The following is a 16,161-nucleotide window of genomic DNA, read 5'->3' on the forward strand; positions in this document are numbered from 1 at the left end:
CATGCAAATACCTATAGACAACACCAAAATTCGCGACCGTATAGCTGCTGCATTCATATTCTTTACCCGACTGCCGTTTTGGCGATTCTATCAGCCTGACAAGAATGCCTATAAGGCAGTCGTCGAATTCTGGCCGCTTACAGGTTGGCTCACTGGCATCATCATGGCTACCGTAATTTACTTCGGAAGCCAGATTATGTCTTTGCAAACGGCTATACTTGCAGCCATTTGCACAAGAATACTGCTCACCGGAGCGCTTCACGAAGACGGTCTTGCCGACTTCTTCGATGGTTTCGGTGGAGGCGGAAACGACAAACAACGTATTCTCGGTATTATGAAAGACTCTCGCATCGGTACATACGGTGTGCTTGGCCTTATAATCTATCTGTTGTTGTTATTCGAGTTTCTTTGCCAAATGAATAACGGCGTGCAGGTTGCACTTACGGTCTTGGCCGCCGATCCGTTCTGTAAAATGCTCACAGCGCAGCTTACACAGATGCTTCCTTATGCACGTACTGAAGATACAGCTAAGAACGGTGTTGTTTATCGCAGGTTTACAGTCAAGGCAGGCATCGGTTTGTTTCTGCAAGGTTGCCTGCCTATTGGCATTATATGGGCGCTTTCGACCTACGAGCCACTGAAAACGTTGGCGCAAGAAGGCTATATATTCATTCCCATAGAGGCCATTTTCATTCCCGGGGTAGTGATGTATTTCCTATGTCTTTATATATCGAAAAAGATAAAAGGATACACCGGCGACTGTTGTGGTGCCGTTTTCCTACTGATCGAACTATCGTTTTATGCAACCGTTGCCATCGAATACGGACTTAGATACATAGAATAAATACAGAATATGAAAGTCGTATTGATCAGACACACACGGGTAGATGTGCCCAAAGGCACCTGCTACGGCTGGAGCGATGTGCCCGTAGCCGAAACATTCGCCCAAGAGGCCGCCGTTACCAAAGCCGAATTGCAACGCTATCCGGCTTTCGACGCCGTATATTCTTCGCCCCTATCGCGGGCACACAGGCTTGCTACGTTCTGCGGATATCCGAATTCCATTATCGACAACCGTCTCAAAGAGATGAATATGGGCGATTGGGAAATGCAACTTTACGATGATATCGAGAAAAAAGATCCTGCCATCCATGCTTGGTTCGATGATTATATGCACTTGGCAGCCACCAATGGCGAGAGTTTCCCTATGATGTATCGGCGCGTTTCCTGCTTTTTAGAAGAATTACGCGGCAAACCATACGAACATGTTGCCGTGTTTGCCCACGGTGGCGTGCTCATCTGCGCCGGTATTTTCGGCGGTTTGTTTACCGAAGAGCATGCTTTCGAACATCTTATCGATTATGGCGGCATCGAAGAAATCGATATTTAACGGCCGAAATAGCCTGTCTCTCTCGGCCCTTTTTATGAGGTATTGCGATAAACTTCCTTTATTCTGCATATAATCCTTTTTACCTTTTTAGCCCTTTACCTTTTAGTATCGGGAAAGTTTCTTTTTATTCCGTATGCCATACACCATAAAGATATTGCACACATTCGGCATGTCTATCCGCAACATACATAGCATATAGAAAAGATATACGCATGCTCTACCCCTTTCACATCTTTCCGTTGGTTCCGATAAGATGCGCACCAAAAAAGGCAAGACGCATCACTGCGGCCTGCCTCCAAAATTAGAGAGTTATAAAAAATCAAGTTATTATATTGGTTCAATTAACCCCATACCTTCCTCAACCGCCTGCATATTCAGCGGTATCATGGCATGATGACGCTCCGGCAACGACTTGAAGAGAGCTTTCTTCAGTCCGTCTGTACTCACTACGGGGCATACCTTGAGCAATCCTCCAAGCACTATCATGTTGAAAACCTTGGCATTCTTCATCTCTGCAGCCCTATCCATCGCGTCGATACGGTACACTGTAATATCCTTTCTTGTAGGAGGATTTACTATTCCGAAGCCATCGTAAATCAGTATTCCGCCCTGTTTAACCTTGCTTTCGAACTTATCAAGCGAGGGTTGATTGAGCACTATCGCCACATCGTACTTACTTAAAATAGGCGAAGATATACGCTCATCGCTCACTATCACGGTAACATTGGCCGTGCCGCCACGCTGTTCGGGGCCGTAAGCCGGCATCCATGTCACCTCTTTATCTTCCATCAACCCCGAATAGGCGAGGATTTTCCCCATCGAGAGCACCCCTTGACCGCCGAAACCTGATATGATTATCTCTGTTTTCATCCGTTTGTAGTGTCTTTTAAGTCGCCTTTCGGGTATTTCGCAAACATGTTCTCCTGCATCCATTTGTTAGCTTCAACAGGCGTAACTTTCCATCCACTGTTGCAAGTCGATATGAATTCCACCAATGAAGAGCCTTTTCCTGCCATCGAGGCATCGAATGCTTTGCGTAAAGCACGCTTGGCTGTACGGATAGCTGCTACGGTTTCCACGCTTTGACGCGTAACATAACAGGTTCCTTCCAAATGTGCAGCCAGCTCGGTAATATTCAACGGATAACCGTGAAGTATCGGATCACGCCCATAGGGGCACGTTGCAGTTTTCTGACCTATCAGCGTTGTCGGCGCCATTTGTCCGCCCGTCATGCCGTAGATGGCGTTATTAATGAATATCATTACGATGTTTTCGCCGCGATTTAGTGCATGTATCGACTCTGCAGTGCCTATACAGGCAAGATCGCCGTCCCCTTGATAAGTGAAAACCATACGGTCTGGCCAAAGTCTTTTGATACCTGTAGCCACCGCAGGGGCACGTCCATGAGCGGCTTCCTGCCAGTCTATGTCGAGATAACGATAGGCGAAGACGGCACAGCCTACGGGACAAACACCCACAGTTTTCTCTTCCATCCCCATTTCTTCTATCACCTCGGCCACGAGTTTATGCACTTCACCGTGCGAACATCCCGGACAATAGTGCATCAGTGTATCGTTCATCAGTGCCGGTTTGGCATAAACGAGGTTTTCAGGAGCTATTATTTCGTTACTCATACCAACTTTTCTTTCAACGCATTTACAATCTCTTCCGGATCGGGAACTATGCCCCCGAGGCGCCCGAAGTGCTCTACATTTACCTCACCGTTCACTGCCAAGCGCACATCTTGCACCATCTGTCCGGCATTAATCTCCACCACGAGCACGCCTTTCTTGCCTTTAGCGGCTTTTGCAACCTGCTTTTCGGGGAACGGCCATAACGTTATAGGACGAAACAAGCCCACTTTAAGACCGGCAGCAGCGGCAAGTTCGACTGCTTTCTCGGCAATACGGGCCGCACTTCCGAATGCTACGATCATGTAATCCGCACCATCCATCCGTTGCATTTCGCAACGTACCTCCGTTTCTTTTATCTTCCGATACTTCTGTTGCAGATGTATATTGCGCTGTTCCATTACTTCCGGCTTCAGTTCAAGCGATGTCAAGATGTTCGGTTTGCGGTCTTTAGTCCTGCCGACCGATGCCCATGGGCACTCTTTTCGGACTTCTGCCTCTGTTCTTCGTGGCTTGTAAGGCGGCAACACCACCTTTTCCATCATCTGACCGATAACGCCATCGCTCAATATCATGGCCGGATTGCGGTATCTGAAAGCCAGTTCGAAAGCCAAATCCACAAAGTCTGCCATCTCTTGAACCGAGTTCGGAGCCAATACTATTACGTTGTAATCACCGTTACCTCCGCCACGCGTGGCCTGAAAATAGTCGCTCTGGCTCGGCTGAATGGTACCTAAACCCGGGCCACCTCGCTGTACATTCACGAATACACCGGGTATCTCTGCGCCCGCCATATAGGATATACCCTCCTGCATCAGTGCAATTCCCGGCGATGAAGAGGTGGTCATAACGCGCTTGCCTGCCCCTGCACCGCCATAAACCATATTGATTGCCGCCACTTCACTCTCTGCCTGAAGCACTACCATACCGGTTGTTTCCCAAGGTTTCAGCACGGCCAACGTTTCTATAATCTCGCTCTGAGGAGTAATGGGATATCCGAAATACCCGTCGGCACCACAGCGTATCGCGGCATTTGCTATAGCCTCGTTTCCTTTCATCAATACTACATCTTGTTCTGCCATTATGTTTTTACTCCTCAATTCTCTTTTTATACACGGTTATACAGGCATCCGGACAAACTATTCCGCAACTCGCACAGCCGATACACTCATCGGGGAATGCGGCTTCCGCATACGAATACCCATGCACGTTTACCTTTTTCTGTGCCAAAGCTATAACGTCTTTCGGGCATGCCACTATGCAAAGAGAACATCCTTTGCAGCGGTTTGTGTCGACGACAATGGCACCTTTAATCTTGCTCATTTACGTCTTTAAGGATTATATATATCTTTGCAATAAAATTCCATGATGCTGTCGAGCATCTCTTTCGCCTCTACAGCAGGCGAATGCGGGTTCAATGCAATGGCTTCCAAATAGCTGTTCATCGCCTGTTGCCACTTTCCTTCTTTACGATACCGGTTGCCTTGCCGGTAAAACTCTTCCGCATTCATTTATCGATAGTACTCTTTCTTTCCCGCAGCCAGCGTATTCTTCATCAACGAACAGATGGTCATGGGGCCTACTCCGCCCGGGACAGGGGTGATAAAACTACACTTTGGCGCCACTTCATCGAACTTTACGTCGCCATTCAGACGGAAACCGCTCTTACGAGTGGCATCGGCAACACGCGTAGTTCCTACGTCTATCACCACTGCACCGTCTTTTACCATATCTGCAGTAACGAAGTCGGGCCGCCCGATGGCTGCAATAACGATATCAGCCTTACGGCATTCTTCTTTCAAGTCGCGCGAACGACTATGACAGACAGTAACCGTAGCATCGCCATATTGCTTCTGCATCATAAGTTGAGCCATAGGTTTGCCAACGATATTGCTACGCCCCAACACCACACATTTCTTACCCGATGTTTCGATATGATAATACTGTAACAGAGTTAAGATACCGAGCGGCGTTGCCGAGATGAAACATGGAAGACCGATAGACATACGGCCTACGTTCACAGGATGGAAACCATCTACGTCTTTACGGTAGTCTATGGCCATAATAACCTTCTGTTCGTCGATATGCTTCGGCAAGGGTAACTGCACAATAAAGCCATCCACATCGGCATCGTTGTTCAGTCTGTCTACGCAAGCAAGCAGCTCTTCTTCCTTCACGTCTTCCTCATAACGTATCAAGGTAGACTTAAAACCACACTCCTCGCAGGCAATTACCTTATTTTTTACGTATGTTTCGGAACCTCCGTCGTGCCCTACAAGCACGGCAACCAGATGGGGTTGTTTTCCTCCGGCGGCCATAATCCGCTTTACTTCTTCGGCTATTTCTGCCTTAATAGCAGCAGCCGTAGCCTTTCCGTCGATCAGTTGCATTTGCTATTCCTTTCTTACATTTTAGGCATCCCGGGCATCTTCATGCCTTTCATACGACTCATCATGCCCGCCATTTGGTTACCCGTTACCATTTTCATCATCTTTCGAGTCTGGTCGAACTGCTTGATAAGCCTGTTAACCTCCTGAATATTCGTTCCCGAGCCCTTAGCTATTCGCTGACGGCGACTGGTGTTAAGCATCTCAGGATTACTACGTTCTTTCGGTGTCATGCTCCTGATAATGGCTTCAACACCCTTGAAAGCATCGTCGTCTATATCAATATCTTTGATTGCCTTGCCCACTCCGGGTATCATACCGGCCAGATCTTTCAGGTTACCCATCTTTTTAATCTGCTCTATCTGGTTCAGGAAATCGTTGAAATCGAACTTGTTTTTCTGTATCTTCTTTTGGAGTTTCCGCGCTTCTTCCTCGTCGAATTGCTCTTGGGCACGCTCTACAAGAGAAACGATATCGCCCATTCCGAGTATTCTATCGGCCATGCGTGAGGGATGGAACACATCTATAGCCTCCATCTTTTCCCCTGTACCGACGAATTTGATAGGCTTTGTTACCACCGTACGGATACTCAAAGCAGCACCGCCACGCGTATCACCGTCGAGTTTCGTAAGTACTACGCCGTCGAAGTCTAACCTGTCGTTGAATTCTTTGGCCGTATTTACGGCGTCTTGCCCCGTCATCGAGTCTACTACAAACAACGTCTCGTCGGGATTGAGGGCATTTTTAAGCTCGGAAATCTCGGTCATCATCTCCTCATCTATTGCCAATCGTCCGGCCGTGTCCACAATAACAACGTCGTTACCCTTGGCCTTTGCTTCTTTTACGGCATGGGTTGCTATCTCGATAACGTTCTTGCTGTCGGGTTCGGAATATACGGGTACGCCTACTTGTTCGCCCACCACTTTAAGCTGATCGATAGCTGCAGGACGATAAACATCGCAGGCTACGAGCAACGGATTGCGCTTTTGCTTCGATTTAAGCATATTGGCGAGCTTTCCGCTGAACGTTGTTTTACCCGAACCTTGCAAACCTGACATCAGTACAATGGCCGGACGCCCCGAGAGTTTCAGCTCGGCAGCCTCGCCACCCATCAGTTCTGCCAGCTCGTCATGCACGATCTTCACCATCAATTGGCTCGGTTTAACCGCAGTAAGAACGTTCATTCCGAGCGCTTTCTTCTTTACTGTATCGGTGAAATTCTTGGCAACTTTATAGTTTACATCGGCATCGAGCAGCGCACGACGCACGTCTTTCAGCGTCTCGGCAACGTTGATTTCCGTTATTTTACCTTCGCCCTTGAGTATTTTGAACGAGCGTTCGAGCCTGTCGCTTAAGTTTTCAAACATAAATATCTGTGTCTTATTTTTCCAATAATATCTGCAAATTTACGGAATATAGGAATGAAAAAAGAATTAAAACCGCACGATTTAATGTTATTTAAAACAGTTTCTGCCAAAAATGCTCATATCTTTTTTGAGTGTGCAACGGTTTATACGTCATCATAGCTCATACAAGGCGATAGAGATACACAAAGCAGACGTTTGAAGCGGAGATACAAGGCAAGGAAAGCAGACGGTACGCCTATCGGCGACAGGCGGCATGTATAGTTTCGATACATGCCTTGTCTGAGCACGGCAGATGTACCGTTTATAAAATATAAGAAAAAGATTTATCCCAAACGGATGGCTTTTTATCGGCAATGCCCGATACGGAAACGCGCCACAAGGGGCAGATGATCGCTAAATCCTTGCTGGTATTTCGGGCCGATATAAGTACGGAAAGGCTGCTTACCCCCATAGGTTTTGTCGTCTGTAAGCAAGAAAGGCGCATCGTGTATGCGGCACTCGACAAGACTGTCGGCAAGGTCTTCGTCTGCAAGAATATGATCCAAACTGCCCCATTCGCCCTTGTAACGGTAGGTACCCTTGGCTCCATGCGAACCTTTTGCGCCTTCCGACACGTTTATGAGTCCTCTCTTGCAAACATAGTCGATACTCCTACTATCGGAATAATCGTTGAAATCGCCCGCTACAATAACCTTTGCGCGGGGCGACAAGCGGCGTATAGAGTCGACGGCAGCACCCAATCGGCGGGCCACAAGCATGCGGAAGGGGCGCGTGGCAGCCTCTCCGCCCGCACGGCTCGGTGCATGTACCACGAACACATGGAGCGTATCGCCCGACAGAACGACGCCCGAAGCGTACAAGATATCACGTGTAGGGCGCATATCTTTCATGGGCGCCACCCGTATGGAATGATGATTGAGAAGCGAAAAGCTAAAAGGAGAATACATCAGCGCCACGTCTATGCCCCGCAGATCGGGCGAAGAGGTCATGATATAGCGGTATCCGGCCTTACGAAGCAGTGAACGCATCGTAAGATCATGCATCACGCTGTCGTTTTCCACCTCACAGAGAGCCACCATATCCGGCAACGACCAGCCCGACGTATCCTCGCCGCACGAAAGGATTTCCTGCCCTATATGGTTCAACTTTCGCCAATATCGGGTACGCGTCCAGTGGCGATAACTGTCGGGCATGAACTCTTCGTCTTGCTTCGAAGTATCGTGCAGGCAGTCGAAAAGGTTCTCGCAGTTGAGTTCCACAAAGGTAAAAACGCTTGCAAGCAATAAAGAAAGTATCATCGCACATCGTGTTTTACGGTTCTTATGCGGCACCGCATCGGTATTCGGTGCCCGCTATTCCTTCACGTTTTTCCTGATCTTCGCCAGATAGGCCTTCATTCCCTTGGCGTCTTTCTTATCGATTATCTCCAACAGTTCCTTGAGTTCTGTCCTGATTTGCGATACTTGATCGTGCGTATAAGGATTGAACAATATCTCTTGAAGCAGGTAATCGTCTTCATTGAGCACACCTTTAGCTATGCGCATGTGGCGTTTGAAGGTTGTTCCCGGGGCATCCTGATGCTTCATCACAGCAGCAAAAACGAACGTACTTACAAAAGGTATGCTCAACGAATAGGCCACCGTCTTGTCGTGTTCCTCGAAAGAATACTCATAGATGTTAAGGTCGAGCTTGTTATACAGGTCTTTAAAGAAAATTCGCCCCATATAGTCGCCCTCGTTGATGATGATGGCATTCTCTTCGCTCAGTTGGTGCAGGTTGGCAAAAGTGGGCCCAAACATGGGATGAGTGGACACATAAGGATGCCCACATCGTTCGTAGAAGTCTTTCAGACCGGTCTTCACCGAGCTGATATCGCTGATGATACACTCGTCGGACAGATAAGGTATCACTTCTTTAAATGCCGGAATGGTGTACTTTACCGTAACAGCGTTGATCACAAGCTCGGGTTTGAACGCTTTTATTTCTTCTACTTTCGTGAAACGTTGGCAGTTGTAAGTGAACCTCATACGCATGGGTTCTTTCTCATAAACTGCCGTCTCGTGCTCGAAACTGAGCAGGTCAAGAAAGAAACTTCCCATCTTTCCCGCTCCCAAAACCAATATCCTCATTTTATATAATGCTTCTTCAACCACTTAACGGTTCACGATTTCCAGCTGTTGGCGCACGCTCTCTTCGTGAATCTCCTCGAATATTCTTGCCACACATTGGGGGGATAGGCCGCACAGGCTGCCTTGTGCGCCCCGCTTTTCCAATATTTCGTTGTAACGAGACGACTGTAATATGGTCATATTATGTTCCTTTTTGTACTGTCCGATCTCTCTGCAAATGCGCAATCTCTTGGCAAGAAGCTCCATAATCTGATTGTCTAATTCGTCTATCTGCCCGCGAAGCTGGTGCAATCCCTCGGTTGTAGTATGCTCATCCCGTACCACAAGCAAGCTCAGAATGTAATCCAGCACATCCGGAGTAACCTGTTGTTTGGCGTCGCTCCATGCCTTATCGGGGTTACAATGGCTCTCTACGATCAGTCCATCGAGCCCCAAATCCATCGCCTGCTGGCATAAAGGCGCGATAAGTTCACGGCGTCCGCCGATATGACTGGGATCGCAAATGATCGGAAGGGCAGGTATACGGCGACGAAGTTCTATGGCTATCTGCCACATAGGCAGGTTCCGATATATCTTCTTGTCGTAACTGGAGAAGCCGCGATGTATGGCTGCCAGCCTTTTAATGCCAGCCTGATTGAGACGTTCCATAGCTCCGATCCATAATTCAAGGTCGGGATTAACGGGGTTTTTTACGAATATAGGTATGTCGACTCCCCTAAGAGAGTCGGCTAAAGCCTGCATCGCGAACGGATTGGCCGATGTTCTGGCACCGATCCACAGCATATCCAAGCCATATTTCAGGCACAACTCCACGTGTTCGGGTGTGGCTACTTCGGTAGTAACAAGCATGCCTGTTTCGTCTTTCACCTGCTTCAACCACGGCAAGGCCTCCGCTCCTTTCCCCTCGAACCCGCCGGGTTTCGTGCGTGGTTTCCACACTCCGGCACGAAACATGTGGCATCCTTTCTGTTTAAGTTGTCGGGCTGTAGTAAGTACTTGCTCCTCGGTCTCTGCCGAACAGGGGCCTGCAATGACGATAGGGCGTTCGCGATCACTCGGTAGATTAAGGGGTAATAAATCCAATTCCATCGTTATATTCTTTTTATATGTATTATCTGTTTGCAATAGATAGGCACTCTACGTGCCATAGAAGGGCCGTCTGTGCGTAAACTTCCGCAGTTCACGGCGTCAACTTCCGTGGTTCATCGCGTCAACCTCCGTGCTTCATCGCGTCAACCTCCGTGCTTCATCGTGTCAACCTCCGTGCTTCACAGTGTCAACCTCCGTGCTTCATCGCGTCAACCTCCGTGGTTCATCGTGTCAACCTCCGTGCTTCATCGTGTCAACCTCCGTGCTTCATCGCGTCAACCTCCGTGCTTCATCGCGTCAACCTCCGTGCTTCATCGTGTCAACCTCCGTGCTTCATGATGTCATAGAACGGCATTCTGTGTTCACCACTCTACCGACCTGATGCGGCAAAGCGCCTGCGCCATCTTCTCTTCATTGGCACAAAGGCTGATACGGACATAGCGTTTTCCGTTGCTGCCGAATATAAATCCCGGGGTTATGAATACCTTCGCCTCGTGGAGAACGCGCTCTGTAAGCTCTTCGGCATCGGCATATTTTTCGGGTATGCGCCCCCAAAGAAACATGCCGACCTGCCGGCTATCGAACGTACACCCTAAAGCTGCCATGATTTGCTGGGCTATCTTGCGCCTATGTTTGTAGATTTGTACGTTATATTCATGGTGCCATTCGGGGGTATTCGTATTGTATGCCTCGGCTGCAGCAAGCTGAATGCCCCGAAAGGTGCCGCTGTCGATGTTGCTCTTTACCTTCAATATCCACGATATGAACGTAGAATTCGAGGCACAAAGTCCTACTCTCCAACCCGCCATATTATGGCTTTTCGACATCGAATTGAGTTCTATACAGCAATCCTTTGCACCGTCTATCTGCAACAGAGAAACGGGGCGGTCGTTCAAAATGAAAGAGTAAGGATTGTCGTTCACCACAACAATATCATGTTCCCGTGCGAACCGCACCAGCCGTTCGTAGGTTTTCATGCTTGCATTTCCGCCGGTCGGCATGTTCGGATAGTTGGTCCACATGAGTTTAACGCCCTCTAAATCGGTATCGTTTCTCAATCTATCGAAGTCAGGTTGCCATCCATCGGCCTCAGAAAGGTCGTAATTCACCACTTGAGCGCCGAGTATCTTGCTCAAGGAGGTATATGTAGGATAGCCGGGATTAGGAACAAGCACCTTTTCATTGGGGTTCACGAAGGCCAAAGTAATATGAAGAATGCCTTCCTTGCTGCCGATAAGCGGCTGTATTTCGCTTTTCGGATCGAGTACAACGCCATACCAACGGCGATAGAAAGCCGCCATGGCCTCGCAAAGTTCGGGTGTACCGGCGGTAGGTTGGTAACCATGCGCACTCGGTTGGCGTGCCGTCTGGCACAATTTATCGATTGTTTGCCGCGAAGGAGGCATATCCGGACTGCCTATGGCAAGCGAAATAATGTCTTCTCCGGCAGCATTAAGCCTCGAAACTTCCTTTAATTTCCGGCTGAAATAGTATTCCTGTATGGCAGAGAGACGCTCTGCAGGTTTAACGTTGCTCATATTCACCAATGATTTTTAGTTCTTTTGTCAGCGGTATAATCGCATCTATGCTCTGTCGATAGCGCGTTGAATCAGTATAAGTGACGTCTACATAGAACAAATATTCCCACTCATGTCCGATTACCGGTAACGACTGTATCTTCGTGAGATTGATGTTATAGAAAGAAAGTATGGTGAGAACCTTCGACAGGGAACCTTCTTCGTGTGGCAAGGAGAATACAAGACTTGCCTTATCGGCACGCTCAAGCGGGCGCAGGAAGTCGGCCTTGCGCCGGTCGGTTACCACCAGAAAGCGGGTAAAATTATGCTTATTGTCTTCTATATGGTCTTCGAGTACTTTCATTCCATACATTTTAGCGGCGTCGGCATGGCATATTGCCGCCCATCCGCGGGCATTCGACCGCTTTATATATGCCGCTGCACCGGCGGTATCTTCTGCTTCTACGGCTTTCAAATGGGGATATTCCGCCAGAAAACGGCGGCACTGCATCAACGCAACGGGATGTGAATGCACCTCGTGAATACTGTCCCACCCGTCTTCAGGCAGGCAGCAAATGGCATGCTGTATATGAAGTTTGTGCTCACCCACAATGGTCGTGCCCGACGAACGCAGCAGTTCGTAATTATGCAACAACGATCCGGCGATGGTATTTTCTATGGCTATCATACCTATCACCGTGGGATCGTCCTCGATTTTCCGGAATATTTCTTCGAAAGTGGCACAACATATCAGCTGTACTTGCTCGCCTTCGAAGTACTGGTGGGCGGCTATATCGTGGAAAGAACCAATGTTCCCCTGTATTGCAATTCTCTTCATAAGCGCTTATTTCTATAAAAAAGCCCCGCCTCACAGTGTATGAAGCGGGACTCTTACGTAAACCTTTTTCGGTTTTATGATGGTCTTAAGTTGAAATCTACACGCAACTTCCCGCTTCACAATGCCTTGCAAAGTAAAAATAAAAGTAATAGAAAGATGCGTAAGACTTACCCATAGTTGTTCTTTATTTTGTTTCTATTGCGTGCAAAAGTATAGTTTTTATTTCGTTTACACAAACATTTCCGAAGAAAAATTATTGTTTTAATTTCATTTTTCTTATTTCAAAAGCCATACGGATTATTATTCTTATAGGCTCTGTTCATCTTTTCTTCGATGTTGGAGTCGTTGTTTTCTTTTCCTTCAGTACCGACATACGAGGTGTGCTCTGCCTCTACTTCCTCGGCAGCCTTTATGTCTTCTTCGGCTCCTTGCTCATCTCCGGCAACACGTTTGGCAGCACTGCGTTCCTTAAATGCCACGGCCGAGAACGGATTTAGCTCTATCACCTTGCTATAAAAGTCGATCGACTGCTCATAGTTAGCCCGTTTTTCCTCGATACGTGCCTTCAACATGTACGTTTCTTCGCTGTCTTGTGCATGTTTCAGCAGGTATTCGGCATCGGCGTCGGCACTATCCAAGTCGCCCAAACCGAGGTATGTTTCGCCACGAAGCAGGTATGCATCGCCGTAATCCGCCTTCAACGAGATGGCTTTTGTTAGCATCGCGATGGCATTGGAGCTATCTCCTTGCCCGATACATGCACGTGCATAGAGATACATCACTAACGGATTATCCTTGTCGATAAGCAATGCTTTCTCGCAAGAATCGGCCATTGAGCCGTAATCTTCCATCATGTAGGCCACGTCGGCCATACGAATAAATATCTGTTGATTATCGGGTTGCGCCTCTGCAAGTTTCTGCAACTGCCCGTAGGCATGCAACATATCGCCGTTACGTATCAATGCTTGCGAATAATAATCGCGAATTTCCAAGTCTTCCTGCAGCTTCAAAGCATGCGAGAAGCACTGCATAGCGTAGGTAATCTGGCCGCTTTGCAACGCTCTTACGCCATCGTATTTCAACACTTCGAAATTCTTAGCGTTCTCTTCTTCCTTCTTTTCTTGCTTTGTTTCTACCTTACTTCCGAATAATGCCTTAAAAAAATTCATGATATCATTTGTTTAAAAGTTTCGTATAAGTAGCATTCGGTATCACATCGGTACGCTCCCATGTTCCCCACATGCCGCTTACAGGATTGTAAGTTCCGCCTACATCCTTATATCTTGCATATACAAACTTGGCATAGATATATCCATCGTTGCCATCGCGTGCCAATACATAGCAATATAGAGTTTGCTGATAACCCTTTATTTTGTCGTTCTGCTTCACCGTTTTGCTTATCCAATCGCCCTGAGGTATTACAACCGACTGTATATCGGCATTGGGATAACGTGCCCCGAACTTCTTCCTGCTTGCCTCGCAATACTCGTCTGCATCGGCTCCTTTATACAGATTTACCTTATATATAGGCATGTAATAAGTGCCGTCTACCTTTACCAGATCGTCTTCTCGTGCTATGCGATCTTCGAACCCGATAGCGTCACCCAACTCATGTCCTGCATCTTCCATCTCTTTCTTGGTCTTTTTCCAGAATTTAGACACCTTCTTACCGAAGCTCTCCTTTGTTCCTGTTTTCTTATTCTGTGCCGAAAGCGGCGCTACAGCAAGCAACATAGCTGCCGTAAGCATGCTTAAAACCCTTTTCATATCGCATTCCGAATTTAGTTACGCGGACAAAAATACGACAATTCATGTGAGGGACAAAATAATAATTGATAATTAAAATGAAAATTGTATTAAAAGTTTTGATATGTTGCATGGATCATCTATTTTTGCATCAAATGAAACAAACGATTATTATACTATATGCCTGTCTGTGCTGTCTTGCCGGAATGGCGCAGCAAGAGAGCCGCCCATCGAAGCAAAAGGTAGCACCTAACGACTCTATACGGCTGCTTGCTCCCACCATAGCCGATACGCATCCGCAACCTACGGCCGTTACAAACATCAAAGGGTGTGTTTCCGCCATCCCCGAAGACACGCTCCGTCTGCCGCCGATGAATGCTCAAGGACAAGTATTGCCCATCAACATGTATCCTTATTCTTATTGGAACGGCTTTTATAATTGGAACCTTCACCGCGGACTCAACGTAAATATCGGGGCTTCGGTATTCGCTTTCTTCGGCAAGAATGCTCCTCATGGAGCCGGATTTGCACAGAATATTTCGGCCATGTATGCCATACCGCTCAATAATAAGCTGTCTCTTGCCGTGGGAGGTTATTTCAATAACACGTCTTGGAGCCACGACAGTTACCGCGATGCAGGCCTTTCGGCAGTGCTGGGCTATAGGTTCAACGAGCATTGGGAGGCTTATCTCTATGCACAAAAGAGCATTGTAAACACGCAGCGCATACCCTATCCACTTTATACACTCAACAACATCGGCGATCGTATAGGCGCTGCAGTGAAATATAACGTAAATCCTAATTTCAGTTTTCAGGTATCTTTCGAAAGCAATAGAGTTCCTCGAAGTTGGGGATTTGAGTAAAGTTAGGACCTCCCCCGGCCCCTCCAAAGGAGGGGGGTGCCTCGCGGAAGATGGGTAAATATACTGCACGTAGGAGTTTTCGTGCTTTTTCGTTTGGAGCGAGGGCGCGGTCTAAATGTACTTTTCTCCTTAGAAAGGGGAGACAGAGAGGAGATGGATTGCTTCAGGGTGTCATGTTTCATACTCTCATAGTCTGCCTTTATTAAGGAGAGGAGTATGGTGTTCGCGCTTAATTTATAATCTGTGGGTTGAGAATATGTTATGTGTATTGCCGTTAGAGGGCATGTCTGTCTGCTTCGGATGGTATTTCTAACAGACTTAGATGGCATTTCTATGCTCCGCAGGTAGTTGCTTCGGTTGAACTGAGGGAACTTAACTCGCACATCATTTTATACATGTATCATAAAAACGGAATGGCACAACAGGCCTTAGATAAGCCAAATCCCTACAATACACCCATTAATCACTCCTCCCTCCTCCTTAATCCATCAACCACACACCCCTCCTTCGGAGGGGCTGGGGGAGGTCCTCACTTCTCCCTCCTCCTTAGTCCATCAACCCTACCCCCCTCCTTCGGAGGGGACGGGGGAGGCCCCCACTCCTCCCTAATCCCTAATCCATCACCCCAAAACCTATATCTTATCCAACTCCTTCAGCGTGTTTTTGCCCAATGCTTTGAACTGCGAAGGCGTCATACCTGTAATGCTTTTAAACTGGTTCGATAGGTATGCCGTGCTCGAGTAGTTCATCTGTAGGGCGATCTGCGTAAGCGAAAGCTCATCGTACCACAGCAATTCTTTCACTCTTTCTATGCGCTGCAGGATATAATAACGCTCTACAGTCATGCCGGTTGCCTCGCTGAACAACTTGCTCAGCGCACTGTAGTCGCTATGGAGCTGGGCTGCAAGGTAATCAGACAGGTTCACCGTCGACGCGTTATCGCGATAATGCACCAGCTGAATGACCGCATTCTTGATTTGTTCGATAGTTCTACGGCGCTTATCGTCCATCAGTTCGAACCCTATCTTTTCAAGCTCTCCGCGCAATTCCTCACGCATATCGGCCGAAATCGCCTCGGCAACCTTCACTACACCGAGCTCTACTGACAACGGATGCAGCCCCTTGTCGCGCAAGGTCTTATCTACGGCCATCTTACAGCGGTCGCACACCATGTTTTTTATATACAAAGTCGTTTCCATTTTCA

18 protein-coding genes are annotated in these 16,161 nt (G+C 47.7%); 3 read left to right on the top strand and 15 right to left on the bottom strand.

Features of this window, described 5'->3' with window-relative positions; all coding sequences use genetic code 11:
• The first annotated feature begins 1 nt into the window (after window position 1).
• Both BN3912_RS02875 and cobC read left to right on the top strand, forming a co-directional pair.
• On the top strand, window positions 2-844 hold the full coding sequence (locus tag BN3912_RS02875) for an adenosylcobinamide-GDP ribazoletransferase (protein WP_023984484.1): 843 nt from the start codon (window positions 2-4) through the stop codon (window positions 842-844).
• A 9-nt stretch (window positions 845-853) separates the two neighbouring features.
• Window positions 854-1,390: an alpha-ribazole phosphatase gene (cobC, locus tag BN3912_RS02880; protein WP_023984483.1), complete on the top strand. Its 537-nt coding sequence runs from the start codon at window positions 854-856 to the stop codon at window positions 1,388-1,390.
• Between the two features lie 327 nt (window positions 1,391-1,717).
• On the opposite strand, the gene BN3912_RS02885 is transcribed toward cobC, so the two are convergent.
• From BN3912_RS02885 to BN3912_RS02950, 14 genes are all read right to left on the bottom strand, one after another.
• Window positions 1,718-2,260: a 2-oxoacid:acceptor oxidoreductase family protein gene (locus BN3912_RS02885; RefSeq protein WP_023984482.1), complete on the bottom strand. Its 543-nt coding sequence runs from the start codon at window positions 2,258-2,260 to the stop codon at window positions 1,718-1,720.
• The gene (locus BN3912_RS02890) at window positions 2,257-3,024 is read right to left on the bottom strand and encodes a thiamine pyrophosphate-dependent enzyme (RefSeq protein WP_023984481.1); all 768 of its coding nucleotides are present in this window, start codon (window positions 3,022-3,024) and stop codon (window positions 2,257-2,259) included. Before BN3912_RS02890 ends, BN3912_RS02885 begins: the two co-directional genes overlap by 4 nt.
• Complete coding sequence (locus BN3912_RS02895) at window positions 3,021-4,103, bottom strand: 3-methyl-2-oxobutanoate dehydrogenase subunit VorB (protein WP_023984480.1); 1,083 nt, start codon at window positions 4,101-4,103, stop codon at window positions 3,021-3,023. Before BN3912_RS02895 ends, BN3912_RS02890 begins: the two co-directional genes overlap by 4 nt.
• A gap of 7 nt (window positions 4,104-4,110) precedes the next feature.
• A complete protein-coding gene (locus BN3912_RS02900; protein ID WP_004368196.1) occupies window positions 4,111-4,344 on the bottom strand; it encodes a 4Fe-4S binding protein in 234 nt (77 codons plus the stop codon).
• A gap of 8 nt (window positions 4,345-4,352) precedes the next feature.
• A complete protein-coding gene (locus BN3912_RS02905; RefSeq protein ID WP_004368195.1) occupies window positions 4,353-4,532 on the bottom strand; it encodes a tetratricopeptide repeat protein in 180 nt (59 codons plus the stop codon).
• Window positions 4,533-5,411, bottom strand: a complete 879-nt coding sequence (folD, locus tag BN3912_RS02910) for a bifunctional methylenetetrahydrofolate dehydrogenase/methenyltetrahydrofolate cyclohydrolase FolD (RefSeq protein WP_004368194.1) — start codon at window positions 5,409-5,411, stop codon at window positions 4,533-4,535.
• Window positions 5,412-5,425: 14 nt separating this feature from the next.
• Complete coding sequence (gene ffh, locus BN3912_RS02915) at window positions 5,426-6,775, bottom strand: signal recognition particle protein (RefSeq protein WP_004368193.1); 1,350 nt, start codon at window positions 6,773-6,775, stop codon at window positions 5,426-5,428.
• Window positions 6,776-7,119: 344 nt separating this feature from the next.
• Window positions 7,120-8,073: an endonuclease/exonuclease/phosphatase family protein gene (locus BN3912_RS02920; protein ID WP_004368190.1), complete on the bottom strand. Its 954-nt coding sequence runs from the start codon at window positions 8,071-8,073 to the stop codon at window positions 7,120-7,122.
• Between the two features lie 54 nt (window positions 8,074-8,127).
• A complete protein-coding gene (locus BN3912_RS02925; protein WP_016665571.1) occupies window positions 8,128-8,904 on the bottom strand; it encodes a prephenate dehydrogenase/arogenate dehydrogenase family protein in 777 nt (258 codons plus the stop codon).
• 24 nt (window positions 8,905-8,928) lie between these two features.
• Window positions 8,929-9,993: a bifunctional 3-deoxy-7-phosphoheptulonate synthase/chorismate mutase type II gene (locus BN3912_RS02930; RefSeq protein ID WP_016665570.1), complete on the bottom strand. Its 1,065-nt coding sequence runs from the start codon at window positions 9,991-9,993 to the stop codon at window positions 8,929-8,931.
• A 362-nt stretch (window positions 9,994-10,355) separates the two neighbouring features.
• Window positions 10,356-11,531, bottom strand: a complete 1,176-nt coding sequence (locus BN3912_RS02935; protein WP_023984479.1) for a pyridoxal phosphate-dependent aminotransferase — start codon at window positions 11,529-11,531, stop codon at window positions 10,356-10,358.
• A complete protein-coding gene (locus BN3912_RS02940) occupies window positions 11,518-12,348 on the bottom strand; it encodes a prephenate dehydratase (protein ID WP_023984478.1) in 831 nt (276 codons plus the stop codon). The genes BN3912_RS02935 and BN3912_RS02940 overlap by 14 nt, the downstream gene beginning before the upstream one ends.
• Before the next feature lie 281 nt (window positions 12,349-12,629).
• A complete protein-coding gene (locus BN3912_RS02945; protein ID WP_023984477.1) occupies window positions 12,630-13,517 on the bottom strand; it encodes a tetratricopeptide repeat protein in 888 nt (295 codons plus the stop codon).
• Window positions 13,518-13,521: 4 nt separating this feature from the next.
• Window positions 13,522-14,115 carry a hypothetical protein gene (locus BN3912_RS02950; protein WP_023984476.1) on the bottom strand — a complete coding sequence of 198 codons (594 nt, stop codon included), beginning with the start codon at window positions 14,113-14,115 and terminating at the stop codon, window positions 13,522-13,524.
• A 134-nt stretch (window positions 14,116-14,249) separates the two neighbouring features.
• Here BN3912_RS02950 and BN3912_RS02955 point away from each other — a divergent pair, with 134 nt between their 5' ends.
• Entirely contained in the window at window positions 14,250-14,957 is a 708-nt protein-coding gene (locus BN3912_RS02955; RefSeq protein WP_230204623.1) for a hypothetical protein, read from the top strand.
• A gap of 632 nt (window positions 14,958-15,589) precedes the next feature.
• Here BN3912_RS02955 and BN3912_RS02960 read toward each other — a convergent pair.
• Window positions 15,590-16,156 (bottom strand): helix-turn-helix transcriptional regulator, encoded by a 567-nt coding sequence (locus BN3912_RS02960; protein ID WP_004368182.1) that lies wholly within the window; start codon window positions 16,154-16,156, stop codon window positions 15,590-15,592.
• Window positions 16,157-16,161: the final 5 nt, after the last annotated feature.

The organism is Prevotella phocaeensis (assembly GCF_900065875.1).
GTDB classification, from domain to species: Bacteria; Bacteroidota; Bacteroidia; order Bacteroidales; family Bacteroidaceae; genus Prevotella; species Prevotella phocaeensis.